This window comes from Streptomyces sp. NPDC018833 (genome assembly GCF_044390825.1).
Classification (GTDB): domain Bacteria; phylum Actinomycetota; class Actinomycetes; order Streptomycetales; family Streptomycetaceae; genus Streptomyces.
In genome coordinates, this window is the sequence record NZ_JBIRZM010000012.1 from 224,793 (window position 1) to 249,412 (window position 24,620).

The following is a 24,620-nucleotide window of genomic DNA, read 5'->3' on the forward strand; positions in this document are numbered from 1 at the left end:
GCCAAGCCCCCGTTCAGCGTGCGGAACCGGCCGCCTTCCCCACGGACTCCACCAGCGGCAGCAGCCGGTGCGGAACCCGCTCGCGCAGAGCCATCTCGGTCCGCGTCCGGACCACACCGGGCAGATTGATCAGCCGCTGGATCACATCCTCCAGATGACCGTTGTCCCGGGCGACGACACGGGTCAGGAGATCCCCGCCGCCGGTGATCGAGAACGCTTCGATGATCTCCGGCACGGCCGCCAGTGCCTCGCCGACCTCGTCCAGATGCCCCTGGGTCACCTCGATGTGGACGAACGCGAGCACCGGATGACCGAGCGCGGCAGGGGAGAGGTGCGGCCCCGTGCCCGTGATCACACCGTCGCGCTCCAGCCGCTCGATCCTGGCCTGAAGTGTGCCGCGCGCGATCTGGAGAATGCGCGCGTACTCCCGCACGCTCGTACGCGGCTGCTCGATCAGCAGGCGCAGGATGCGGGTGTCGAGCTCGTCCACCGCCATGGTCCGTTGGCCCTTCCATGGTCTGTACGCACGTACTCCTACTGTACCAATGGCCCAGTGCGAAAGGGCCCGGTTGAGCCATTGACCCGGGGATGGTTTCCTGGGGGGCATACAGGGCGCTGCGCAGCGCCGGACCGGCGACGGAGCCGGGCCGGACCCGCGGCGCCTTTGCCATGTCCGAGACCGTTGCCGCGTGGCGCGTCGATCAGCAAGGGGGCGGGAGAGCAGTCGTGAGGAGCATGACCGGCCTGCAGCACATCAGGAGGGCCTTCGTCGCGCCCGATCCGGGACGCCTGCGTCTGCGCGTCTCGACGCGTGCGGTCCTCGGTGTCGGTCTCGCCGTCGCCGCCGCGGAGCTGACCGGCCTCTCGCTCGTGGCCTCGATCACCGGCGGCCTCGCCGCGATGCTCGCCCTGTTCACCGTCGGCGACCCGTCGGTGCGCCGCCAGGCCGTGACCACCGCGCTGCTGCCCGCCGCCGGCTTCCCCGTCCTCGCGTTGGCGACCGTTCTGCACGGCCAGCCGCTGCCGCGCGCCGCCGCCTGGCTCGCCGTGGTCTTCTGCGGCGTCTATGCCCGCAGGTGGGGCCCGCGCGGAAATGCGCTGGGGATCTTCGCGTTCATGATGTTCTTCGTCACCCAGTTCCTGCAGGCCGTCCCCGCACAGCTGCCCGAGCTGTACGGAGCTGTCGCGCTGGCGCTCGTCGCCTCGTCCGCCGTCCGTTTCGGCGCCTGGTGCATCGAGCGCAGGACGCCCCCTCCAGCCGTCCCGGCACCGCTGCCGGGCCGGGGGCTCGCCCGCCCCACCACGCGTCAGGCCTTCCAGGCCACGGCGGCGTGCGCCGTCGCCATCGCGGCGGGCCAGTTCGTCTCCGGAGACCGCTGGTACTGGGCCGTCGGCACCGCCTGGTGGATCTTCGTCAACACCGCCTCCCGCGGGGAGACGCTGGTACGCGGCTTCCGCCGGGTCGTCGGCACCGTCATCGGCATCGTCGCGGGCCTGCTGGTCGCGATCCCGCTGGCCGGCGCACCCGGCCCCACCGCCCTGCTGGTCGCCCTGTGCGTCTTCGGGATCTTCTACACCGCGGCCCCGTCGTACAGCTGGATGATGTTCTTCGTGACCGTCATGGCGGGGCTGCTCTACGGACTGCTCGGCGTCCTTCACCCGGGCCTGCTGCTCCTGCGCCTGGAGGAGACCGCGGTCGGCGCCCTGGGGGCGGCGCTCGCGGTCGCGGTGATTCTGCCCGTCACCACCCACGCCGCGACCGACGCCTGGATCCGGCGCGCCGTGCGGTGCGTGCACGACTGCACCACCGAGGCAGCGCGCCGCCTCGCCGGGGACGAGACGGCCGACCCCGCGCCGCTCGCCGCTGAACTGGAAGTGCTGCTCGGCCGCGTACGCCTCTCGCTCGCTCCGCTGACCCACCCGCTCAGCCCGCTGCGGGCCCGCAAGGCGCGCGCGCTGCGGGTTGTCGAGCTGCTCGACCTGTGCGCCCGCGAGGTGCGCGGCCTGGCCGCTGTCGCCGCCGATCCGCAGGCGTCCCACGACGCCCGCCTCGCCGCCGCCTGCGGCCGCGTCGAGGCGGCCGTCCACGCGCTCGTGCCGGCCCGGCCCGCGCGGGCCGCGGTCCCGACCCGGGTCGTGCACGTCCCGCCGCACCACCCCGGCGCGGAGGCGGCGCTCGGGCATCTGCGCGGCCTCGAGCGTGCGCTCGCCGACCTCGCCCACCCCGTACACACCTCCCCGCGTGCCCCGCTGATCACGGTCTGACCGACGGCGTACGCCCGTTGCCGCGTGGCCGCTTTGCACTCCCCTGGTCTAGACCTGCTGCTACCGTCGGGGCCGCGCACCGCGGGGTGCGGCCCGTGGGCGGTCCACGGGTGATCCGCGGTTGGAGAGGGGAGACGTTGTGGGTGACACCTGCGCGGGTCGGGCCTTCATCGGATCGTTCACCTCGGCGGGCGGGAGGGGGATCCTGGCCGCCGAGGTGGACGTGGGCACCGGCGCGCTGACCGCCGGGGAGGCCACCGACGCCGTAGCCGACCCCTCCTACCTGGCCGCAGCGGGCGGAACGGTCCTGTACGCGGTCTCCGAGAGGGCTGACGGCGCGGTCGCCGCGTTCGACATCGCGGACGGCCGCCTCCGGCCGATCGGTGAGCCGGTGTCCGTCGAGGGCGAGGGCCCGACCCACCTCGCGCTCGCCCAGGGGCGTGTGCTGACCGCCAACTATGGCTCCGGCAGCGTCAGTGTGCTGCCGCTCGGCCCGGACGGAGCCCCCGGTGCCGTCGCCGCCGTCGTCCCGCACGAGGGCCGCGGCCCCGATCCCGACCGGCAGACGCGGCCCCATGCCCACCAGGTCCTGCCGGACCCCTCCGGTCGCTGGATACTCGCCGTGGACCTCGGCACCGACACGGTGCGCAGCTACGCCCTCGACTCCGCCACCGGCGGGCTGACCGCCCACGGCCGGACCGCACTGCGGCCCGGCACGGGACCGCGCCACCTCGCCTTCCACCCCGGCGGCCATCACGCCTATGTGCTGGGCGAATTGGAGCCGACGCTCACCGTGTGCCGGTGGGACGACCGTGCGGGCGTGCTGGAGCCCGTCGCGGAGTGCCGCGTGCTGCCGGACGGCGTCGACGGGCCCACGTACCCCTCGGCACTGGTCGTCGCGCACGACGGCAGGCACGTCTGGGCCGCCGTACGCGGCCACGACAGCATCGCGGTGCTTGACCTGGACCCGACGTTCGAGAAGGCGGAGTTCGCGACCACGGTGCCGTGCGGCGGCCACTGGCCCCGCGACCTGGCGCTCGATCCCACGGGCCGCCGGCTCTACGCGGCGAACGAGCGCTCCGGGGACGTCACCTGGTTCCACGTCGACGAGGAGACGGGCACCCCCCGACACGCCGGCTCCCTGCCGGTCCCCGCACCCTCGTGTGTGGTCTTCGCCTGACCTGTCAGGCGCACCTGTCGTAGATCGCGGAAGCCGCCCTTGGGCCGAGCCGGGCCGGAGGCTGAGGCGGCGCTGCTCTCACCGCCCTTGGAGCACCCGGCGCGCCAAGCAAGCGGCGCCCCGCGCCCACGCGCCCCTGACGCCGGTGCCCAAGTGACCGGTGCACTGCGCGGGTGACCGCTCACCGGGGCAGTGACGTTGGATCGATCGATCGATCGATCGATCGATCGATCGATCGGTTCGGTGGCTCGTTCACTGGGGCGGTGACGTGGATGGGTTGATCGGTTCGGTGGCTCGTTCACTGGGGCGGTGACGTGGATGGGTTGATCGGTTCGGTGGCTCGTTCACTGGGGCGGTGACGTGGATCGGTCGATCGGTTCAGTGACCGCTCACCGGGGTGGTCACGTGGATGGGATGACCGGCATGGCGACCTACTCGCCGGACGGTGACGTGGATCGGCTGATCGGCGCGGTGGCCCGCCACCGGCGCGGCCGACCAGGACGGCGCCCCGCTCACCGGGCGGCGACGCGGAGCGGATGGCCGACACGGCGACCCGCTCACCGGTCGCCGACACGGATCGGTCCCCCGCACGGCGACCCGCCACCGTAGCGGCCCCTGCGCCGCATCACGCGCGAGGGCCCGCGCCGGAAGTCGCCCTCCGGCACGGGCCCTTGTGCGCTGACGCCCGGCGGGACCGTCAGCGCAGCTGAGTCCCCTGGGGCTGAGCGATGCCCAGGGCCGTCGCGTACTGCGACAGCACCAGTTTGCCGATGGCCGGGTACGCGCCCAGTGCTTCGGAGGCGGCGCAGCCGGCCTCCTTCGCCGCGGCGTCGAGCAGACCCTCCGGCAGCTCCGGGCCGACCAGGTAGGGCGCCAGCGCCAGTTGGACGGAGCCCGAGCCCCGCAACTGCTCCGCGACGGCGGCGACCGAGCCCGGCTCGTCGAGCGCCGCCGCCATCACCGGCACCGCCAGCCGGGCGGCGAGCAGCATGCCGGTGATACCGGCGGCCTGCACGGCCTCCTCGCCGCCCACCGTGGCGAGGACGATGCCGTCGGCGGCCGTCGCCACCGTGAACAGCCGGGCGCGGTCGGCACGCGCGAGGCCGGCCTCCGAGAGCCGGACGTGCACAGCCTCGGCCAGCAGCGGGTGGGGACCGAGGACGTCGGTCAGCTCCACCGCGGCCCGGCTGTCCATGAGAGCCTCGCGGATCCGGCGCATCAGCGCGTTGTCCGGGCCCGCCAGCAGCGGGACGACGACGGCGGCAGGGCCCTCGGGCTCGGCGACCTCACGGCCGGCTGCCTTGGCGATCTCGTACCGCTCGGTGCGCAGGGCCGCGGTGCTCGCGAGCACCGTCGTGAGCGTGGGGTACTCCTCGTCGTCGCCGTCGACGTATCCGATCACGACCTCGAGGCCGGGCAGTTCGGACCGGGCGATGCTGATGACTTCTTCGGCCAGGCTGCGCGTCGTGGGCGCGGGAGCGCCGGGCACGGCCAGGACGAGCGCGGGCGCGCCCTCGGGAGCGGCCACGGGCTCCGGGCGGCGGTGCCGCCCGGACTGTCGGGGGCGTGGCATTCGTACAGGCAGGCCGGGTGCAGGCCCAGTGGGGGAGCTCATGGCGCCGCATGCTACTGGTTTTGTGGACGCGGCTGTTCGGGGAGGGTGCAGTCGTGCGTCTTCTGTCCGTGTTTATCCGCTCGTTATCCGCTCGGCGACGTACGGATCCCCTGCCCCGTCCCGTCGCAGACGTAGAGCATGGTCGGGTGCGGCGGCACCAGCAGCCGGCCGGTGGCGACGGCCTCCGCGAGCAGCAGGGCGCCGTGCAGCGGGTCGCCGGCCGCGGGAACAGCACGCGCCTGCGGCACCTGACGCGTGAGTTCGGCTCGCAGGGGCACGAGCAGCGGGTCGCCCAGTTTCGGTACGCCGCCGGTCACGGCGACCAGGCACCCCTCCGGCGCCTCGGCCGTGGCCGGGCACACGGCCGCGGCCGCCTCGGCGATGTGCTCGGCCGCCCGTGCGAGGATGCCGGCCGCGACCGGATCCCGGTCCGCGCAGAACGCGACCTCCGGGGCGAAGGAGGCCAGCATCGCGGGCCGGTCCGTACGGGGATAGAGCAGCCCGGGCAGGTCCGCAGCCGGACCGAACACGGCCTCCATGCGGGCCAGTAGCGGCCCTGAACCGCCCCGCCGCCCGTCATGCGCGCGCAGCGCGGCCTCGAGCCCGGCCCTGCCGATCCATGCCCCGCCGCCGCAGTCGCCCAGCAGGTGCCCCCAGCCGTCGGCCCGGCGCCACGAGACCAGGTCCGTGCCCAGTGCGATCATTCCGGTGCCCGCCGCGACCACGGCACCGGGCCGCTGACCCAGCGCACCCGCATAGCCCGTCACGGCGTCAGCCGCCAGCCCCAGCCGCCGCACGCCGAGTGCGGCGGCGAGTGCGGCGGGCAGCTCGGCACGCAGCCGGTCGCCCAGCGTGGCCATCCCGGCCGCGCCGATCACGACCGCCACGGGGGCGCCGCCGCCGTCCTGCTCAAGGAGGCTTCGTGCCATCGGCACCAGCTGCTCCAGCATGTGCCCGGCGTCGATCCCGTCCCGACCCGTGCGCACCGGTTCGGCCGACACCGCCGTCCGGGGCCCGTCGAGCGCCCCGGCCTCGGCGAGCGCGACGCGCAGTCCGGAGCCGCCCGAGTCGACGCCGAGCAAGCGGGTCACGGCAGCCGCCAGTCGACGGGCTGCCCGCCCTGGCGCACCAGAAGCTCGTTGACCCGGCTGAACGGCCGGGAGCCGAAGAAACCGCGGTCGGCGGACATGGGCGAGGGATGTGACGACTCGATCGCCGGCAGGTCGCCGAGCAAGGGCCGCAGGTTACGGGCGTCCCGGCCCCACAGCACCGACACCAGCGGTTTGCCGCGCGACGCGAGCGCCCGGATCGCCTGCTCGGTGACCTCTTCCCAGCCCTTGCCGCGATGCGCTGCGGGCTTGCGCGGCGCGGTCGTCAACGCTCTGTTGAGCAACAGGACGCCCTGCCGCGTCCAAGGCGTGAGGTCCCCGGTGGAGGGACGGGGATGGCCTGTGTCGGCGTGCATCTCGCGGAAGATGTTGTCCAGGCTGGGCGGCCACGGTGTCACCTCGGGTGCCACGGAGAAGCTGAGCCCGACGGCATGGCCCGGAGTCGGGTAGGGATCCTGACCCACGATCAGCACGCGGACGTCGTCGAACGGCTGCTGGAAGGCGCGCAGCACATGCGGTCCGGCGGGCAGATACGTACGGCCCGCGGCGATCTCCGTACGGAGGAAGTCCCCCATGGCGGCGATGCGTTCGGCCACAGGGGCGAGGGCTTCGGCCCAGCCGGGCTCGACGATTTCTTTCAACGGTCGTGGTGCCATGGGCGGCTGTCTCCAGGTGTCGCTTGTGTGTCAATGAGCAGCCGCGGGTCACGTCGGCCCTCCACCTGCAAGGACGGCAGGTGGCTCTTGCGGCCCGGCAGGAGCCGCCGATCGGCAACGCCGATCGCCGCTGTGAGAGCCTTGCTCATGTCAGTCCCTTCCACGACTGGCCGATCCCGGGTGGCGTGGCCTCGCTTCCCGGGATCACTCATGTGGCGGCAGCATCCTACGCAGCAGGTCTGTCAGCCCACGACGAAAAGAGCATCTGCAGCAGGTGGTTGTACGTGCTTGAGTGGAGGCTCTTCGTTGACGGTCCACTCCAAAGGGACCTCCGGATCGGCCTTGGCCGCGCTTGTATGCCGGAGCGGAGGCTCTTGGCGGGCATGTGTGCAGGCCACGTCGCCCGGCGCAGGCGAAGACAGATGACACCTGGCGCTGGGGCGTCATCGGTGCCACCGGACCCGCGGCACCACGTGATCATTCTCCGGGCGGCCACCGACCGGCAACCGCCCGTGCCCGCCCCGCCTCAGCGCATCACCGCGGCCCGCACGCAGAGCACATCCGGGAGGTGCGAGGCCAGTTGCTGCCAGGAGTCGCCGTCATCCGCGCTCGCGTACAGCTCGCCGTTGCGGTTGCCGAAGTAGACGCCGGCCGGGTCCGCGTCGTCCGTGCACATCGCGTCGCGCAGCACCGTCCCGAAGTGGTCGCCCTCGGGCAGGCCCGCCGACAGCGCCTCCCAGCTCCCGCCCGCGTCCCCCGTCCGGTACACCCGGCAGCGCCGGCCGGCCGGGACGCGGTCGGAATCGGCGGTGATCGGGAAGACGTACGCCGTGTCGGCGCGGTGCGGATGCGTGGCCACCGCGAAACCGAAGTCGGACGGCAGCCCGGCGCCGATGTCGATCCACCGCTCCCCGGCGTCGTCGCTGCGGTACACGCCCCAGTGGTTCTGCAGGTACAGGCGGTCGAGGTCCGCCGCGTCCTGGGCGATCTTGTGCACGCACTGCCCGAACTCAGGCTGCGGGTCGGGCAGGAACACCGCCGACACCCCCTGGTTGGAGGGAGCCCAGCTCGCCCCTCCGTCCAGGGAGCGGAACACCCCGGCCGCCGAGACGGCGACCGTGACCGCATCCGGATCCCGCAGATCGGTCACCACGGTGTGCAGTCCCTCGCCGCCGCCGCCCGGCATCCACTGCGAGCGGGTCGGATGCTCCCACAGCGGCCGCACGAGAGAGAAGCTCTCACCGCCGTCGTCGGAGCGGAACAGCGCGGCGGGCTCGGTGCCCGCGTAGACCACGTCGGGCGCTGCCTCGGATGCCGGGTGCAGCTGCCAGACCCGCTCCAGCGAGGCGTCGGTGTCCTCGGGGAACTTCACTGCCGGCTGCTTCGGCTCGACCCATGTCCGGCCGAGGTCGTCCGAGTGGAAGACGGAGGGGCCCCAGTGCGAGCTGTCACCGCCGACGAGCAGGCGCGGGACCGCTCTGCGGGTGTCGATGGCGACCGAGTACACCGCCTGGGCGTTGAAGTGGGGGCCGTCGAACTCCCATTGACCGCCGCTTCTGCGGCCGATGAAGAGCCCCTTGCGAGTGCCTACGGTGAGCAGTACATCGGTCATGGCCGATATCCCTCCAGGACGCCGTTGTCTCGGTATGGGCCAGTCTGCACCCGACCACTGACAGCGTCCTGCCCTGCGGTCTGCGCGCACGTCGGCCTCGCGACAGCAGTACCGACCGGACCGGGACGCGGAACTCATCGGTGCGGGCCGATCGGTCCGGTCGAAGTGGCGTACGGCCCGCCGTCGGCAGGCTCGGGGCGGTCCGCATTCTGCCGGTAGGCAGCCGTCGGTGGGCCCCGGTCGGCGCCCACCGCCCGGTGCGGCGCCAGTAGCGCCCGTGCAGGAGTGCGCGCGCGCCCGGTGTCCAGCTGCCGGGCAGGGCTCAGAGCGGTCTGGGGCGTCCCAGTGCGATGCGGCCGGGCTCGGGGCGGTCACGGCCCGCCGTGCGCAGCCGTCGGCAGGCTCGGGCCGGCGTCAATCCGCCCGGTGCGCCGCTGCGGGCAGGCCCGAGGCGGCCTCCGTTCGCCGCCGGGCAGGCTCGGGGCGGTCGGTCCTTCTGTGCGTAGCCGTCGGCAGGCTCGGGTCGGCGTCAATCCGCCCGGTGCCCAGCCGCCGACAGCCTCCGGTCGGTCCTGGTCGGCCCGGTGCGCAACCCTCGGCAAGCCCCGGGCTCAGCCCGCCCGGCGCGTCGCTGGCAGGCTGGCCTTGAGCGGCCCCGGTCCGCCGCCGGTAGCCTCGGGCGGTCGCGGCCGGCCCGATCCGTCGCCCGGCAGCAGGCGCGCGCTCCCCTCAGTCCGCCCCGCGCGCCGCCGACAGCAGGCCCTGCCAGTCCGCAATCTTGACGGAGCGTCGGCCCAGCGTGCGGCCCAGCGCTTCCTCGGCCGACTCGATGGCCAGCCAGCCCGGCCAGGCGACCGGACGCTGACCCGTCGCCTGCAGCTCGGCCAGCGGATCAGCCGCGACCGGCCGGGCCGCCAGTTGCGGCGCGTCGTCGAGCAGGGAGGCGACGGTCTCCTTGGCGCACGGCCGGTTCGTGCCGATGACGCCGGTCGGTCCTCGCTTGATCCACCCCGCCACGTATTCGCCGGGGGACGGCGCACCGTCCCTGAGTACGCGCCCCGCCGCGTTCGGCACGATGCCGCGGTCCGTGTCGAACGGCAGCCCGGGCGTGGGGACGCCCCGGTAGCCCACCGCCCGCAGCACCAGCTGGGCCTCGATGTCCTCGTACTTGCCCGTGCCGCGCACCCCGCCCCGGCCGTCGGGCGCCGTGCGCTCGAAGCGGACGCCCGCCACCCGTCCGCCGCCCTCCAGCACCTCCACCGGGCGGAGGAAGAATCGCACATGGATGCGCCGCGCCCGCCCCGCGGGCGGCCGCGCGGCCCATTCCCGTACGACCGCGAGATTGCGGCGAACGACCGCGGGCACGGCCTCCGGGTCGGCGTACGCCGTTTCCAGGGCGAGGTCCGAGGACTCGACCATCACGTCCGCACCGGGCAGCGCGCCCAGCTCGCGGAGCTCCTTCGTGGTGAACTTGGCCCCGGACGGGCCGCGCCTGCCCACCATGTGCACATCGCGCACGCGGCTCGCGGCGAGCGCCGCCAGCGCCGGTTCGGGCACATCGGTGGTGCGCAGTTCGTCCGCCCCCCGGGCGAGGATGCGGGCCACGTCCACAGCCACGTTGCCGACCCCGATCACCACGGCCGACGGTCCGCCGAGCCGGAAACCGCCGGTCACCGCGTCGGGGTGTGCGCTGTACCAGGAGACGAAGTCGGTGGCGGAGTGGCTGCCGGGCAGGTCCTCGCCGGGAATGCCGAGCCTGCGGTCCCGCGCCGCCCCCACGCAGTAGACGACGGCGTGGTACAGCTCCAGCAGCCGTGCGGGTGTGAGGCCGTGCGCCCCCACCTCGACGTTGCCGACGAAGTCGATGCGTTCGTCCTCGAGCACGGACCGGAGGTTGTTCTGCAGCGACTTGATCTTCTCGTGGTCGGGGGCGACCCCGTAGCGCACGAGCCCGTACGGGCAGGGGAGACGGTCCAGGATGTGCACCCGGACGTCGGGCACGGCGGACTGCTGGACCAGGGCCTGTGCGGCGTAGACCCCGCTGGGTCCCGAACCGACGACGGCGACACGAAGCACGGCTGCGCTCCTTCCCGCAGGGGATTCCAGCATCGCACCGGCGCGCGCCCCTGGGGAGTCTCCGGCCCGGGTGGCGTCCCGGCGCGTCAGATGAACGACCGGCGCACCGGCGCCGGCGCGGGTGCGCACGCAAGAGCTCAATGTGCGGACGCGGGAGCCCAATGTACGGACGCAGCCGACCTAATTCGACGACTCCGCGGACCCGGCGGACTTCGGCGACTGACCCGGAAGGGCCGGGACGGGACGAGTCGCTCCCCCGGGCCGGGCCTGGCCCGGCGGAACGCCCAGCTCCCAGTCCAGCCCGTAGCGCTGGAACAGCTCGGCGCGCAGCCGCGGGTGGGGCATCGGGGCACCCGGCAGCAGCACCGCGAAGACCGCGCCCATGAGCAGGGCCCGCAGCAGCGGGTAGTCGGTGTCCACGTCGGTGGAGCCGTACCGCCGCACGGTGTCGCGCAGCAGAGCGGCGAGCTGCTGCTGCTCCGGGCACTGGACGAAGCCCTCGGCCTGGAGGATCCCCGCCATGTGCGTACGCATCAGCCTCGGGTGTTCGACGGCGAGGCCGAGGATCGCGTCGATGGCCCGGGCCAGGCGTTCGCGGCCGTCCTCGGTGGGCGGCTCGTGCTCCAGGGCGGCCCGAAGGGTGCGGTGCATCAGCCGGTGCACCGCGGACTGCAACAGCTGCCGTTTGCCGGGGAAGTAGTACGAGACGAGTCCGCGTGCCGAGCCCGCGCGGTCGGCGATGTCACCGAGCGTCGTCGCCTCGAACCCGCGCTCGTCGACCAGCTCCACCGTCGCCTGCAGCAGCCGCTCGCGCGAACGCCGACGGAGCTCTTCATTGACCTCTGCGCTTCGCGGGGACATGCTGAACTCCTGCGTTGACTGGCTCTGAGCCAATATACTCAGCGTGTCCCGCTTCCCCAGTCTCCAGGGCTGGTCGGCGGGGGTGCTGCCCGGACCGGGCGACGCGGGGGATCGTCCGGTCCGGGTGGCTCTTCACCCATTTCGGTCGCCTGTCTTCAGTGTGCTCCGGTCCCTTTGCCGAACTGCGCTCCGGGCGCCGCCGACGACCACACCCGCCTCGCCTAAAGCGAGGTCCACGCCGATGAGAAGGCCGCCACCTGCGCCGCCTTCCTGCGCCGGGCCGCGGCCTTCTGCGCCACTGGGGGCATCACCCGCATCGAGCGGATAGTGACCGACAGACGCCTTCGCCTACCGCCACAGCCACGCCTGGCACAGGCCCTGGCCGACCTAGGTGCAGCCGGCAAGCGCACCCGCCCGTAACGGCCGCAGACCAAAGGAAAGGTCGAGCACTTCAACCGAATCCCGCTGGACGAATGGGCCTGCGTCCGGCCCTGCACCAGCAACAACAAGCGCTCCGCCGCACTGGGACATCTTCCTGCGCAGCTACAACCATCACCGGTGCCACACCGCACTCGGAGGCCAGCCACCGATCAGCCGCGTGAACAACGCTTCAGGTCGATACAACTAGCGGGCCCGGTCGACCAGAGCGAGCACCGGGCGAAGCCCCTCGGGCCGCTCGTCCACCGGCAGATGATCGACGAAAAGGACCGCGCAGCCCAGGCCCGCCGCGCCACCGTCGGCCCGCCGGTCGTCGCCCACCATCAGCGCCTCCCGCGGATCCCGGCCCAGTGCGTCGAGGGCCGTGCGGAAGAGCCGCACATCCGGTTTCTGCACCCCGTGCTCGTACGACAGCGTGTACGCGTCGACGAGCGCGTCGAGGCCGTGGGCGCGGAACACCGGCCGCAGGTCCCAGCCGATGTTGCTCACCACGCCGACGCGTACGCCGCGCTCCCGGAGCCTGCGCAGCACCTCGGCCGCGTCCGGGTAGGGCCGCCATGCGGCAGGCGTCATATGGCGGTCGTAGAGCGCGTCGTACAGGCCCTCGTCGGGTAGTGCCACCTCACGGGCGAGACCGGTGTAGGCCGCCCGGTGCAGCTCCGTGCTCGTGTCGCGTACCGCCCATGGCCCGGCCAGATGGTCCGGCAGCTGCCGTGGCTGCGGTCCGCCCGGAAGCGCACCGGCCCGCTCCAACCGTCGGGCGAGGCCGGCCACCTCGTAGTCCGGGAGCGACATCCCCCGCTCGCGGAGCACGGCGCGGAGCCAGTCGTGGGCCGATTCGATACGGAACAGGGTGCCGGAGAAGTCGAACAGCACAGCCTTGATCGCCATACCGTCGTATCCTTCACGGCTCAGCCGCGCCGAGACAAGGCCAGCCGTTCGTAGGAGAGCACCGTCAGGGCCACGACGGAGGCCCCCAGCAGCCATCCGGCGACGACGTCGGACGGCCAGTGGACCCCCAGGTACAGGCGCGTGAGGCCGACGCCGAGGACGCTGACGCCCGCGACCAGCACGCCTGCCGCCCAGCCGTGCCCGGCAGCTCCGCAGCGGCGGGCCAGCCACAGCAGCAGCCCGCAGGTGACCGCAGCCGTCATCGCGTGACCCGACGGGAAGGCCGCGTACTGCGCCGAGTCCACCGGGTCCGGCCACTGCGGCCGCTCACGGTCGGCCACCGCCTTCAGCGACTGCTGCACGGCCGCGGCCAGTACGCTCGCCGCCGCCACCCACACCGCGAGGAGCCGTTCGCCGCGCCACCACAGCCAAAGGGTCGCCGCGGCGGCCAGCAGGCGCATCGTCCACGGATCCCACACCCAGTCCGTCAGCACCCGGTTGACATGGGTGAACCCTGGCTGGGTGACCGCGGAGCCGTGCAGCGTCTCCACGACGTCGCGGTCGAAGGAGACCAGCGGCGACCAGGGCAGGGCCACCAGCAGCGTCAGCACGGCCGTCAGGGCGAGGCAGAGCGTGCCGGTGCGGGCCGCCGCCGTCATGGGCGGGGCCGGACGGCGGGGCGGGGAAGGGGCCGGGCTCAGCTTCTGCGAGGAGGACATGCTCCGATCCTGACTCCTCGGCAGGCGGTGCGGCTATCCCAGCGCGCGCAGTCCTGGGACGAACGCCACGAGCAACGGGACCACGGGCACCAGCGCGGCCGCCGCCGTCAGCTGGAGCCGGCGGCCGGCGGTGAACCGCGGCACCGGGCTGAGCAGCCGGTTCACCCGCTGCGGCAGCTGCGCGCCCGGCGTGGGACAGGGGCCGAACACCCCGCTCTCCTCGTTCAGTTCGACCAGGGCCAGGGCGATCGTCAGCCGCCCGAACCGCCGGGACGCGACATCGTCGGCGGCCAGCTCGACCAGCCGGTGCATCTCGTCGCGGAAGGCGGCGAACACCGGGATTTGTGGGAACCCGTTGGCCAGCGCCGCCGAGCAGTGCAGCAGCCAGTCGTGCCGGGCCCGGGCGTGTCCCTGCTCGTGCGCCAGCACCGCATCCAGCTGACTGCCCTTCAGTCTGCGCAACGCGGCAGTCGTGATCACCAGTTGGGGAGCCGCGCCCGGAAGCCACCAGGCGTCCGGCCGCTCGCCCTCCAGGACCACCAGCGGCTCGTCGCCGGGCACCTCGCCGGGCAGCAGCGGTGAGCGCACCAGCAGTTCCCTGCGCCGCCGGCGGCGGCGCGCGTGGGTCCGCAGCACCTCGTGCGTGAGCATCGCCGCGGTCCACAGCCCGCCGCACGCCAGGAGGACGGCCAGCGCGGCGGACCAGGGCCCGCTCGCGCCCAGGGCGTAGGCCTCGACGACGCCGTGGGGTGCCGGGGCGAAGACATGGCCGCGGACCAGTTGCCAGGCGGCGGCGGCGCTCAGGGTCATCGACAGGCCGAACGACAGGAGCACGGCGGCGACCACGCACTGCCACACCCACAGCGCGACGACGGGCTCGCGCTCCGCCCAGTCGCCGTGTGACACCAGTCGTGGGGCGACAACGGCGGCCAGTGCGCCGAGCAGAAGCAGCGCGAGCGAGACCATCATGCGGCCAGCCTATGAGCGAGAGGCTACCTGCGGGTATGGCCGTGCCCGGCAAGTGACGCACACCACGGTTTGACCCGGGGAGACCGCCTGGGGCGTCTCACGAAGTGAGAAGCATCGCCAGCATCGCCAGGCCCATCGAGAGCCTGCAGGCCAGGGCCAGTTCCGGCCCGGAGCCCCGGGTGGGCACCGGCGTGCCCGGCGCTCCGGCCGGTGCCGGGACCGGCGCCAGCCGCAGGCCGGTGCGCAGCACGTACCCCGCGAAGTAGACGAACAGGGCCAGCGTCAGCACAGGGGTACCGGTGGCCCCGTGGGACACGTGAGCGCCGCCGGAGCCTGCCATCGCCGCGGCCATGTGGATCATGGCCAGGCACCCGACGAGATGGTGCACATGATGCCGGTCGGTGCGCATGGCCGATATCGCGCGCAGGGCCGCGGCGGCGAACACCACCGCGTACACCACCCAGTGCCAGGACGGCAGCGTGAGCAGGGTGGCGGGCACGGCCATGGCGGCCATGCCGAAGCCCATCAACGCCTCGCCGCCGGCCGCCTCGCGCGCCCCACCCGCGCACCTGCGCATCCGCACCAGGCAGTACGCCCCGGTCGCGGCACACAGCGCCATGAGCAGCCAGCCGGACGTCATCGGTGCGTGCACGCGCATCTCCCCCTTCGACGGCGTCGAAGGGGGCATGCCCGCAGCGGCGGTACGCACGCGAGCGCACGGGAGTGCAGGGGGAGCGCGCCAGGGGCGCAGGCAGGGAGGAGCCAGGGGAGCCCGGACCGGAACCGGTCCGCTCGCGGGCCGCGTTACCCTCTTGCCACGCCTACCCCTTGTGCCTGCACCCTGCCGTGCCCGGCACCTGGTCGAAACGGAGCCGCCCATGGACACCGCACCGCCCCGGGAATCCGGCGAGCTCACCTACCGTGACGGGGTGGCCGCCGACGTGTCGGTACTCGTCCCGCTGATCGAGTCGGCGTACCGCGGCGACGCCAGCCGCACCGGCTGGACCACCGAGGCCGACATCCTGCACGGCCGGCGCACGGACCCGGAAGGTGTGCTCGCGGTCATCACCGCTCCGGGCAGCCGGCTGATGGTCGTCGAGCGCGACGGGGAGCCGATCGCGTGCTGCCAGCTCGAACATCGGGGGGACGCCGCCTATTTCGGCATGTTCGCCGTCCGCCCCGAGCTCCAGGGTGGCGGCCTGGGCCGCCGGGTGATCGCCGAGGCGGAGCGCAGCGCACGCGAGACCTGGGGCGTGCGGGAGATGCACATGACGGTGATCAGCGTCCGCGAGGAGCTGATCGCCTGGTACGAGCGCCGCGGCTACCGCCGTACGGGACAGCTGAGCCCGTTCCCGTACGGCGACGAGCGGTTCGGCATCCCGCAGCGCGACGACCTCGTCTTCGAACTGCTGGTGAAGGACCTCGAAGGCTGACGTCAGCCGGCGCCCGGCGAAGGCCCCGCAGGGTCCAGCAGCCGGCGCCTTGCGAGATCGTTCGGCCGCGAGCAGCCGGCTCGCCCAGCCCCCTCTGGGGGCGGGGTCGGCGCCCGGCCGGCGCCCTCGGCAGGGAGCAGGGGCTTTGCGGGACCGATCGGCGGGTGGCAGCCGCCTCGTAGGACCCGTCGCCGCGCGCGGGGTGCCCGCGCCGGAGCAGCAGCCTCGGCGGGTAGCGGCCGCCCCTTGCAGGCCCCGCTCGCCGTGACCGGCGCCTTGCCGGGACCCCGCGTGTCGGCAGCAGCCGCCCTTTGCCGAGCCCCGAGGCCGCGAGCGCCGCCTCGGGGGCCTGTAGCCGCGTGCGGGCGCCCTCGGCAGGGAGCAGCGGCCTTGCAGGACCGATCGGCCGCCGGCAGCCGCCCCTTGCAGAGGCCGCCTCGTGGGACCCGCCGCCGCGCGCGGGCACCCTCGCCCGGGTCAGGCCGTGAACCGCCCCGTGCGCCGGATCTCGGGGAAGTCCGTGGTCGCGCCGTCCAGTTCCAGCGCACGCACCAGCCGCAGGTGCTCCTGGGTGTTGACGACCCAGCCGATCACTCCCAGTCCCTCCCCGTGGGCGCGCTCCACGGTCTCCAGCGTGAGCCGGCGGATGTTCAGCGCCAGCGTGGCCGCGCCCACCGCCTTCGCCCGGTCCACGATGTCCGTCCCCCACCGGCTGGCGATCAGGACCGTGCGCACGCCGGGCACCAGCGAGGCGATCTCCGCGACGGCCTCGTCGTGGAAGGACGACACCTCCACCCGGGGCACCAGGTCGCGGCGCTCCATCACCTCGGCCAGGGCGCGTGCCGCCGCCACGTCCTTGATCTCGGCCTGGAGCGGTGAGCGCACGGCGTCGAGGACCTCCTCGAAGACGGGCACCTGCTCGCCCAGGCCAGCGTCCAGCTGACGCAGTTCGGCGAGGGTCTTCTCCGCGATGGGGCCGTTTCCGTCGGTCGTGCGGTCCACGTCGGCGTCGTGCATGACGGCCAGCGCGCCGTCCTTGGTCAGATGCAGGTCCAGTTCGATGGCGTCCATGCCGCACTGCTCGGCGCGGACGAAGGAGCGCAGGGTGTTCTCCGGCTCGACGCCCATGACCCCGCGATGACCGATGGTGAGGAAAGTCAAGATTCTCTCGCTTCCGTCGACGGCGGCTCCCGCGGCCCGGCCCCCGCTCGCCCGCGCGGTGGGGGCGCACGCGGTAAGGAGGCAGCCTAACGGCCCGTCCGCGGGAGGGGACCGTTCTCGCGCGGGGTGTCCGGAAGCTGCCCGTCCGCGTCCCGCCCGCCCTGGCGAAGCCGGTGCTGGCAGCCGTGACGAGGTGTGGTGCGGAGTGCGGATCACCCGCCGGTGGGCGCGTCCGGCGTCTTCTTGACCGACCGGCCCCCCGAGGTGCTCGACGATGTGCTCATGGGGCCCGGACTGTGCGTGACGACCGCCACTCGCCGTAAAAACTTCTGCGATCATGGGGGTCCCGCAGGATAATTTCCCAAGCCTCCTCTTGTAGGAAGGAACGCGCGATGGATACGGTGTCTTGACGCGAGGTTCTCCCGTGAAGGAAGTGACATGACGGAAATTCTTGTGCAGGACGTGGCCGCAAGGGGCATATCTGGCGCCGGCCGGGTGGTCGACCACCCGAGTTGGCCGGTGCTCAAGAATGCCGTGGAAGAGATCCGCCCCTGGCAGTCGAAGGACGGTTCGATCGACTTCGACGCAGAGGGCGCCCCCGCCCGCTCCGATGCCGAGGCCGCCGTCGAGCGGGTCGTCGGCGCGGTGGAGGAACTGTCCCCGCTGCTCCCGCACGACGAGGCCTATCACCGGGCCCTCGTCGCCGACCTCCGCGCATGGGCCAAGGCCGGTTTCACCGTCCCGGACTTCCTGGACTCCCTGCTCGCCTTCCATCCGGCCGCCGGCCGTGAGGACGGGCTGCAGCATCTCGTCGTCTTCCCGATGTACACGCAGAACGGCAACCCGGACCGCAATCTCGAAGCGGTCGTCCTGCGCATGGTCTGGCCCGACTGGCTCGCCGAGCTGGAGCGCACGCGCTACGACAACCCCCTCTTCTGCGGCATCACCTTCGAGGACTTCACGGCTGGGTACGACACCAATTCCGCGGTCCTCTTCCCGGAGACGATCGCCGTACGCGAGGCGCCCGAGCGCTTCACCTGGGGCGGCATCTTCTGCGACCGCGAGGCGGCCCGCTTCCGCGCCGTCACCGAGGAGGCCGTGCGCATCCTCGGTCTGGAGCTGCCCGACGACATCCGTGAGATGGTCGGCGACCAGGAGCGCTGCGAGCAGGCGTTCGTCCTGTGGGACATGGTCCACGACCGCACCCACAGCCACGGCGACCTGCCGTTCGACCCGTTCATGATCAAGCAGCGCCAGCCGTTCTGGATGTACGGCCTGGAGGAGCTGCGCTGCGACCTCACCGCCTTCAAGGAGGCCGTGAAGCTGGAGGCCGAGGGCAACCGGCACGGCCGCGACGTGCAGTACGCCGTCCTCTTCGACCGCATGTTCCGCTTCCCGGTCACGGGCGACCGCAACCGCAACTACGACGGCCTCGGCGGCCAGCTGCTGTTCGCGTACCTGCACAAGCACGACGTGGTGCGGTGGACCGACAACACACTGAAGATCGACTGGGAGCGGGCGCCGAAGGTCACCAACGAGCTGTGCGCCGAGATCGAGAAGCTCTACCGCGACGGCATCGACCGGCCGAAGCTGGTCCACTGGTTCGCCGCGTACGAGCTGGTCTCCAGCTACCTCGCCCCGCACCCGGGCTCCCGCTGGGCCAAGGGCCCCGATGCCCTGGATCTGACGCAGCCGCCGCGCAAACTGGTGGACGACGTGCTTCCGGACGAGTTTCCGCTGAGCATGTTCTATGAGGCGCTCTCCAAGAAACTGAAGAACGTGATCGCCTCCACCAAGGGGATCACCGCTGCTTCGGTCGGAGCGGCCGCGTGAGCTCTCGCATCCAGGAGGCGACGATCATGAACCGGAACGGCAGCAGCGCGCTCGAAGGCGCGGTCGTGGCGGTGGCCGGTGCGGCCGGCCCCGCCGGACGGGCCACCCTGCTGAGACTGGCCGAGGCCGGTGCGACCGTCGTCGCCTCCGACGCCGACGCCGAGCGGCTGGCGCAGGCCGTCGATGCCGCCCGGTACGCGCACGGCGGCGCCACCGTCATCGGCGACACCGTCGATCTGCTCGACCTGAACGCCGCCAAGGAATGGGCGGACAGGACCGAGAAGGAATTCGGCCGGGTCGACGGACTGGTGCACCTCGTCGGCGGCTGGCGCGGCAGCGCCGGCTTCACCGACACCGATCCCGCCGACTGGGCGCTGCTGGAGAAGCTGCTGATCCGTACGGTCCAGCACACCTCGCTCGCCTTCCACGACGCACTGCTGCGCAGCGACCGCGGCCGCTATGTGCTGATCAGCGCCGCGGGAGCCACCAAGCCCACCGCGGGGAACGCCGCCTACGCCGCGGCGAAGGCCGCCGCCGAGGCGTGGACACTCGCCGTCGCCGACTCCTTCCGCAAGGCGGGGGGCGATCAGGGCCCGGCCGCAGCGGCTGCCATCCTGGTCGTCAAGGCACTGGTGCACGACGCCATGCGCGCCGAGCGCCCGAATGCGAAGTTCGCGGGCTTCACCGACGTGTCGGAGCTGGCCGCCGCCATCGCCGCAGTCTGGGACCGCCCCGCCGAGGAACTGAATGGACAGCGTCTGTGGCTGACCCCCAAACCCTGAAGACCGACGCCCGCCGTCACCACGACCCGTCCGTCCGCGGGTTTGCCAGTGACAACTACGCGGGCGCCCACCCGGAGGTGCTCGCGGCTCTCGCCCTCGCCAACGGCGGCCATCAGGTCTCCTACGGCGAGGACCAGTACACCGAGCACCTCCAGCGGGTCATGCACAGCCACTTCGGGCCGACGGCCGAGGCGTTCCCCGTGTTCAACGGCACAGGCGCCAATGTGACCGCCCTCCAGGCGCTCACCGACCGCTGGGGCGCGGTGATCTGCGCGGAGACCGCACACATCAACGTGGACGAGGGCGGTGCGCCGGAGCGGATGGGCGGCCTCAAGCTGCTCACCGTGCCGACCCCGGACGGCAAGCTCACTCCCGAGCTGATCGACCGGCAGGCATGGGGCTGGGAGGACGAGCACCGGGCGATGCCCCAGGTCGTCTCGATCACCCAGAACACCGAACTGGGCACCGTGTACACGGTGGACGAGGTCCGCGCCATCGTCGAGCACGCGCACGGTCTGGGCATGAAGGTCCATCTCGACGGTGCGCGGATATCCAACGCGGCCGCCTCGCTGGATGTCCCGATGCGGACCTTCACCAACGCGGTCGGTGTCGATGTGCTCACCTTCGGCGGCACCAAGAACGGCATGCTCTTCGGCGAGGCGGTCGTCGTCCTCAACCCGGACGCGGTCAGCCACATGAAGCATCTGCGCAAGATGTCGATGCAGCTCGCCTCCAAGATGCGCTTCGTCTCCGTGCAGCTGGAGGCACTGCTCGCCAAGGATCTGTGGCTGCGCAACGCCCGGCACTCCAACGAGATGGCCCAGCGTCTGGCCGCGGGGGTGCGCACGGTGGACGGGGTGGAGATCCTGTATCCCGTGCAGGCCAACGCCGTCTTCGCACGGCTGCCGCAGGAGGTGACCCGGCGGCTGCAGCAGCGCTTCCGGTTCTACTTCTGGGACGAGACGGCCGGTGACGTGCGCTGGATGTGTTCGTTCGACACCACCGAGGACGACGTGGACGCGTTCGTCCAGGCGCTGAAGGAAGAGATGGCCCACTGACGGGTTAGTGCATAGTCATGCGGTCGACCGGAAATTGATTGACACCCGGTCGGCCGCATCTCTACGGTCAGGGGCCATGGAGCTGATGCAGCACACCCCTGAGATTTCCGCGTATCTCGCCGCAGATGCCGTCATCGACCACGGGCATCCCTGTGTACGGGAAACCGTGGCGATGCTGCGCGCCGATCGCATCGGCGCATACTCATACGCCAAGGCGGCCTACGAATTCGTCCGCGACACCATCGCGCACTCCGCCGACAGCGGCGATATGCGGGTCACCTGGCGGGCGTCGGACGTCCTCGCGCAAGGGACCGGCATCTGCCATGCGAAGTCCCACGCGCTCGCCGCTCTGCTGCGCGCCGAAGGCATCCCCACCGCCCTGTGCTACCAGCGCCTCACGGACGACGACGGCTCCCGCCCCATGGTCCACGGGCTGGTCGCCATCCGGCTGCCCGGCATGCCGGGCTGGCTGCGTCAGGATCCGCGCGGCAACAAGCCCGGGGTCGACGCCAGGTTCTCGCTGGCGGAGGAGCGGCTGGCCTGGCGCGTACGACCCGAGTTCAATGAAGTGGACTATCCGATACTCTTTGCTGAACCCCACGCGGCGGTTCTCGCGGCACTCCGGGCAGCGCCCGACCGGCCGGCCCTCTGGCGCATGCTGCCCACGCACATCTGACACGCTGCCCACGGACACTCGATCGGCGGACCCATGGCTCTCTCCCTCACCGTCTCCGACGAGGTGCGCGCCCTCGCGCCCGGCTTCGTCCATGTCGCCGTCGAGGCACGTGGCCTGGTGAACGGCCCGAGCGGCGAGGACAGTTCGGCGCTGCTGGACGACGCCGTACGCCGCCTCGCCGTCCGGCTGGACGGGCGTGCCCCGCACGAGGACCCGCACATGGCGGCCTGGCGCGCGGCGTACACCGCCTTCGGCTCCAAGCCCTCGCGCACCCGCAACTCGGCCGAGGCGCTGGCCCGGCGGGCACTCGCCGACGGCGGACTGCCTCGTATCAACGCGCTGGTCGATCTCTACAACGCGATCAGCGTCGCCCACCTGATCCCGGTCGGCGGCGAGGACACCGACCGCATCGCCGGTGCCATGCGCCTGGTACGCGCCACGGGCCGAGAGCCGTTCCACACCGTCGCGGGCGGCACGGAGAGCATGGAACACCCCGAGGCCGGCGAGGTCGTCTGGTGCGACGAGGAGGGGGTGACCTGTCGCCGCTGGAACTGGCGCCAGGGTGTGCGCACCCGGCTCACCGAGGACACGGTGAACGCCCTGTTCCTGCTGGAGGGCATGGCGCCCGCGACCGGCGGCGAGCTCGGGGCGGCAGCCGGCGAACTCGCCGAGGGGCTGGAGAAGTTGAGCCCCGGGGCGCAGGTCACGGTCCACGCACCCCGGTAAGGGACAGCGCCTCGCGGCACGGCTTCAGCGGGCCTCGCGGACCTCGGCGGGCGTGGGTGCCGTGCCCCCGAGGTGCGCGGGTACCCACCAGGTGTCGGCCGCGTCCTTCGGCCGCACCGGATACGCGCGCTGAGCCGCCTCCAGCAGCTCCTGCACCCGCTCGCGCACCCGCCGCGTGATCGCGCCGGCGTACTGGTCCGTCGGCGCCTCCATGGGCTCGCCGACCCTGATCGTCACCGGGATGTGCGAGCGTCGGAAGTTACGCGGACGGCCCTTGGTCCACAGCCGCTGCGTGCCCCACAGCGACATCGGGATCAGCGGCACGCCGGCTTCCTGCGCCAGCCGTGCCGCACCCGACTTGAAGGACTTCAGGGTGAACGACTGAGAGATCGTCGCTTCGGGGAAGACGCCCACGATCTCGCCCGAGCGCAGCGAGTCAAGGGCGTGCGCGTAGGCCGCCTCGCCTTGCTTGCGGTCCACCGGGATGTGCTTCATGCCCCGCATGAGGGGTCCGGAGACCTTGTGGCGGAAGACCGAGTCCTTGGCCATGAAGCGGACCAGGCGCTTCTGCGGCAGTGCGGCGAGGCCGGAGAAGATGAAGTCCAGGTAGCTGATGTGGTTGCTGACCAGGACAGCACCCCCGGTACGCGGAATGTTCTCGGATCCCTGAGTGTCGATCTTCAGGTCGAGCGCCTTGAACATCGTGAGGGCGGCGCCGATGACCGGCCGATAGACGAGCTCTGCCATCTGGGGAGGACCCTTTCGTCGTGCCCGGGGAGGGTTCTCCCGGTAGAAGTTACGCAGCCGTAGGTTTTCGGCATTGGGGCGATCGTCCCCTATGCGTGGCGTGCTGACCAGCCCTGGGGCCTGGTATGGGCGAGATTCTCATCACGTCGGGTGTGCCGTCGTTGCGCGTTCACCCCGGCAGCCGGGAATCATCGGCCACGGCTCAACGCTACAGCGGTGGACGACTCGACGGAGGTGGGCCCACGGTGGGCGTTCAGGACCCGCATCAGATGCTCGGTACGGCGGAGCTGGGCGCGGGGCTCGGGCGGCGCGCGACGCTCGTCCAGTTCTCGACGGCCTTCTGTCAGCCGTGCCGTGCGACTCGTCGCACGCTGGCGGACGTCGCGGGCATGGTCGAGGGGGTCGCGCACGTCGAGATCGACGCCGAGGAGCGGCTGGAGCTCGTCAGGGAACTGGGCATCGTCAAGACGCCCACCGTCCTGGTGCTCGACTCCGCGGGCCGCATCGTCACCAGGGCCTCGGGAGCGCCCCGCCGGGCCGACGTCATCGCCGCGCTCGGACGCGCCGTATGACGCGCCGTGACACCGGTCCCACATTCCGGTGCGCACTTGACTGCACAGGGCAACCGTCGTCAGGCTGACATCCGTGCCTCCAGTTCTCCTTCTCCACGGACGCGTCCATGTGGACCTCGTCCGTTACGCGAGCGCGCGCTGTCCGGCTGATGTCGCCGCCGCAGCCGCCTAGTTCGCACCCATGCAGAAGGAAACCTCGATGACGGCCCCGACCCACCTCGGCACCCCGGCCCCCGCTTCCTCCTCCGGCCGTACCGGAGCCCGGCCTGTGATCCCCGTCGGCCGTGTCGGCCCCCAGCACTCACCTCTCGCCCCGCCCGCCGCCTCTCCGGCCGCGGGTGACCTGCTCAGGGCCGTCTTCCGCCAGCACGCCGCCGGCGTCTCGATCGTCACCGCTCCGGGGGAGCGCCCCGCCGGCTTCACCGCGACCTCCCTCACCTCCGTTGCCGCCGACCCGCCCCTGATCTCCTTCGGTGTGGGCACCACGTCCTCCAGCTGGCCCGCCGTCGCCGAGGCCGAGCACATAGGCGTGCACATACTCGGCGAGCACCAGCAGGAGCTGGCGGCCACCTTCGCGCGCAGCGGCGCCGACCGCTTCGCGCCGCCCACCCGCTGGCACACCGGTCCCGAGGGCGTGCCCGTCCTCGAAGGGGTCGTGGCGTGGCTGGTGGCGCGAGTCGTGGCACGGGTGCCCGCGGGCGACCACCGTCTGGTGATCGCCGAGGTCGTGGCCGGGGACCCGGTCGGCGGCGGCCGCCCCCTGCTGTACCACCGCGGCCGCTTCACGGCGCTGCGTGACTGACCTGGCCGCCGTTGTCAAGGTCACATGGCAAAGCGCTTGCTTAGCGAGACCAACCTCGATGTACTGGCGAGTAATATTTCGATCGGAGCGCGGCCTGCCCCGACCGGGATCCGCCCCTTCGGACGCCTATGCTGCGTTCACAAGGCAGTCCAGTAGAGACGATGCAGTAGGAGAGCCGGCGTGAGCCTGAGGATCGTTGTCTGTGTGAAGTACGTGCCCGACGCCACCGGCGACCGGCACTTCGCCGATGACCTGACCGTCGACCGCGACGACGTCGACGGCCTGCTGTCGGAGCTGGATGAGTACGCGGTGGAGCAGGCGCTGCAGATCGCGGACGAGGCCGACGATGCGGAGGTCACCGTGCTGACCGTCGGTCCCGAGGATGCCAAGGACGCGCTGCGCAAGGCGCTGTCGATGGGTGCGGACAAGGCCGTCCATG

General features: G+C 72.3%; 25 protein-coding genes and 1 pseudogene. 13 read left to right on the forward strand and 13 right to left on the reverse strand.

Features of this window, described 5'->3' with window-relative positions:
• Positions 1–13: 13 nt before the first annotated feature.
• Positions 14–496 carry an Lrp/AsnC family transcriptional regulator gene (locus tag ACH5AF_RS24080; RefSeq protein ID WP_398904073.1) on the reverse strand — a complete coding sequence of 161 codons (483 nt, stop codon included), beginning with the start codon at positions 494–496 and terminating at the stop codon, positions 14–16.
• A 239-nt stretch (positions 497–735) separates the two neighbouring features.
• Here ACH5AF_RS24080 and ACH5AF_RS24085 point away from each other — a divergent pair, with 239 nt between their 5' ends.
• Complete coding sequence (locus ACH5AF_RS24085) at positions 736–2,265, forward strand: FUSC family protein (protein WP_398904074.1); 1,530 nt, start codon at positions 736–738, stop codon at positions 2,263–2,265.
• Between the two features lie 139 nt (positions 2,266–2,404).
• The gene (locus ACH5AF_RS24090) at positions 2,405–3,445 is read left to right on the forward strand and encodes a lactonase family protein (RefSeq protein ID WP_398904076.1); all 1,041 of its coding nucleotides are present in this window, start codon (positions 2,405–2,407) and stop codon (positions 3,443–3,445) included.
• Between the two features lie 697 nt (positions 3,446–4,142).
• On the opposite strand, the gene ACH5AF_RS24095 is transcribed toward ACH5AF_RS24090, so the two are convergent.
• From ACH5AF_RS24095 to ACH5AF_RS24120, 6 genes are all read right to left on the reverse strand, one after another.
• Positions 4,143–5,060, reverse strand: a complete 918-nt coding sequence (locus tag ACH5AF_RS24095; RefSeq protein ID WP_398904078.1) for a sirohydrochlorin chelatase — start codon at positions 5,058–5,060, stop codon at positions 4,143–4,145.
• Positions 5,061–5,143: 83 nt separating this feature from the next.
• Positions 5,144–6,151 carry an N-acetylglucosamine kinase gene (locus tag ACH5AF_RS24100; RefSeq protein ID WP_398904080.1) on the reverse strand — a complete coding sequence of 336 codons (1,008 nt, stop codon included), beginning with the start codon at positions 6,149–6,151 and terminating at the stop codon, positions 5,144–5,146.
• A complete protein-coding gene (locus tag ACH5AF_RS24105; RefSeq protein WP_398904082.1) occupies positions 6,148–6,825 on the reverse strand; it encodes a uracil-DNA glycosylase in 678 nt (225 codons plus the stop codon). The genes ACH5AF_RS24100 and ACH5AF_RS24105 overlap by 4 nt, the downstream gene beginning before the upstream one ends.
• A gap of 526 nt (positions 6,826–7,351) precedes the next feature.
• Complete coding sequence (locus ACH5AF_RS24110) at positions 7,352–8,437, reverse strand: WD40/YVTN/BNR-like repeat-containing protein (RefSeq protein WP_398904084.1); 1,086 nt, start codon at positions 8,435–8,437, stop codon at positions 7,352–7,354.
• 729 nt (positions 8,438–9,166) lie between these two features.
• A complete protein-coding gene (locus ACH5AF_RS24115; RefSeq protein ID WP_398904086.1) occupies positions 9,167–10,513 on the reverse strand; it encodes an FAD-dependent oxidoreductase in 1,347 nt (448 codons plus the stop codon).
• Between the two features lie 180 nt (positions 10,514–10,693).
• Entirely contained in the window at positions 10,694–11,374 is a 681-nt protein-coding gene (locus ACH5AF_RS24120) for a TetR/AcrR family transcriptional regulator (protein ID WP_398904087.1), read from the reverse strand.
• A gap of 195 nt (positions 11,375–11,569) precedes the next feature.
• Here ACH5AF_RS24120 and ACH5AF_RS24125 point away from each other — a divergent pair.
• A pseudogene (locus tag ACH5AF_RS24125) lies at positions 11,570–12,002 on the forward strand (integrase core domain-containing protein); the annotation flags it as partial.
• Here the strand turns inward: ACH5AF_RS24125 and ACH5AF_RS24130 are convergent.
• The 4 genes from ACH5AF_RS24130 to ACH5AF_RS24145 form a co-directional block, all read right to left on the reverse strand.
• Positions 11,999–12,697, reverse strand: a complete 699-nt coding sequence (locus tag ACH5AF_RS24130) for an HAD family hydrolase (protein ID WP_398904128.1) — start codon at positions 12,695–12,697, stop codon at positions 11,999–12,001. The pseudogene ACH5AF_RS24125 and the gene ACH5AF_RS24130 overlap by 4 nt on opposite strands.
• A 26-nt stretch (positions 12,698–12,723) precedes the next feature.
• Positions 12,724–13,422: a phosphatase PAP2 family protein gene (locus ACH5AF_RS24135; protein ID WP_398904089.1), complete on the reverse strand. Its 699-nt coding sequence runs from the start codon at positions 13,420–13,422 to the stop codon at positions 12,724–12,726.
• A 33-nt stretch (positions 13,423–13,455) separates the two neighbouring features.
• Complete coding sequence (locus ACH5AF_RS24140; RefSeq protein WP_398904091.1) at positions 13,456–14,391, reverse strand: M56 family metallopeptidase; 936 nt, start codon at positions 14,389–14,391, stop codon at positions 13,456–13,458.
• A 97-nt stretch (positions 14,392–14,488) separates the two neighbouring features.
• Positions 14,489–15,043 (reverse strand): DUF5134 domain-containing protein, encoded by a 555-nt coding sequence (locus tag ACH5AF_RS24145; protein WP_398904092.1) that lies wholly within the window; start codon positions 15,041–15,043, stop codon positions 14,489–14,491.
• A gap of 226 nt (positions 15,044–15,269) precedes the next feature.
• Between ACH5AF_RS24145 and ACH5AF_RS24150 the strand changes: the two genes are divergently transcribed.
• Entirely contained in the window at positions 15,270–15,824 is a 555-nt protein-coding gene (locus ACH5AF_RS24150) for a GNAT family N-acetyltransferase (RefSeq protein ID WP_398904095.1), read from the forward strand.
• Between the two features lie 477 nt (positions 15,825–16,301).
• On the opposite strand, the gene ACH5AF_RS24155 is transcribed toward ACH5AF_RS24150, so the two are convergent.
• Complete coding sequence (locus ACH5AF_RS24155) at positions 16,302–16,985, reverse strand: glycerophosphodiester phosphodiesterase (protein ID WP_398904097.1); 684 nt, start codon at positions 16,983–16,985, stop codon at positions 16,302–16,304.
• A 438-nt stretch (positions 16,986–17,423) separates the two neighbouring features.
• On the opposite strand from ACH5AF_RS24155, the gene ACH5AF_RS24160 reads away from it, so the two are divergent.
• From ACH5AF_RS24160 to ACH5AF_RS24180, 5 genes are all read left to right on the forward strand, one after another.
• A complete protein-coding gene (locus ACH5AF_RS24160) occupies positions 17,424–18,818 on the forward strand; it encodes a DUF6421 family protein (protein WP_398904099.1) in 1,395 nt (464 codons plus the stop codon).
• Between the two features lie 26 nt (positions 18,819–18,844).
• Complete coding sequence (locus ACH5AF_RS24165; RefSeq protein ID WP_398904130.1) at positions 18,845–19,600, forward strand: SDR family NAD(P)-dependent oxidoreductase; 756 nt, start codon at positions 18,845–18,847, stop codon at positions 19,598–19,600.
• Positions 19,597–20,658, forward strand: coding sequence for a threonine aldolase family protein (locus tag ACH5AF_RS24170; RefSeq protein WP_398904132.1), 1,062 nt, complete (start codon positions 19,597–19,599; stop codon positions 20,656–20,658). The genes ACH5AF_RS24165 and ACH5AF_RS24170 overlap by 4 nt, the downstream gene beginning before the upstream one ends.
• A 76-nt stretch (positions 20,659–20,734) precedes the next feature.
• Entirely contained in the window at positions 20,735–21,334 is a 600-nt protein-coding gene (locus ACH5AF_RS24175) for a transglutaminase family protein (protein WP_398904101.1), read from the forward strand.
• 33 nt (positions 21,335–21,367) lie between these two features.
• Positions 21,368–22,060: a B3/4 domain-containing protein gene (locus ACH5AF_RS24180; RefSeq protein WP_398904103.1), complete on the forward strand. Its 693-nt coding sequence runs from the start codon at positions 21,368–21,370 to the stop codon at positions 22,058–22,060.
• A 24-nt stretch (positions 22,061–22,084) separates the two neighbouring features.
• Here ACH5AF_RS24180 and ACH5AF_RS24185 read toward each other — a convergent pair whose 3' ends face one another.
• Positions 22,085–22,807 carry a lysophospholipid acyltransferase family protein gene (locus tag ACH5AF_RS24185; protein ID WP_398904105.1) on the reverse strand — a complete coding sequence of 241 codons (723 nt, stop codon included), beginning with the start codon at positions 22,805–22,807 and terminating at the stop codon, positions 22,085–22,087.
• Positions 22,808–23,076: 269 nt separating this feature from the next.
• Here ACH5AF_RS24185 and ACH5AF_RS24190 point away from each other — a divergent pair, with 269 nt between their 5' ends.
• From ACH5AF_RS24190 to ACH5AF_RS24205, 4 genes are all read left to right on the forward strand, one after another.
• The gene (locus tag ACH5AF_RS24190) at positions 23,077–23,379 is read left to right on the forward strand and encodes a TlpA family protein disulfide reductase (protein ID WP_398904133.1); all 303 of its coding nucleotides are present in this window, start codon (positions 23,077–23,079) and stop codon (positions 23,377–23,379) included.
• A 73-nt stretch (positions 23,380–23,452) separates the two neighbouring features.
• On the forward strand, positions 23,453–23,551 hold the full coding sequence (locus ACH5AF_RS24195; RefSeq protein ID WP_398904107.1) for a putative leader peptide: 99 nt from the start codon (positions 23,453–23,455) through the stop codon (positions 23,549–23,551).
• A gap of 27 nt (positions 23,552–23,578) precedes the next feature.
• Positions 23,579–24,181: a flavin reductase family protein gene (locus ACH5AF_RS24200; RefSeq protein ID WP_398904108.1), complete on the forward strand. Its 603-nt coding sequence runs from the start codon at positions 23,579–23,581 to the stop codon at positions 24,179–24,181.
• Positions 24,182–24,361: 180 nt separating this feature from the next.
• On the forward strand, positions 24,362–24,620 hold a 259-nt coding region (locus tag ACH5AF_RS24205), incomplete at its 3' end, for an electron transfer flavoprotein subunit beta/FixA family protein (RefSeq protein ID WP_398904110.1).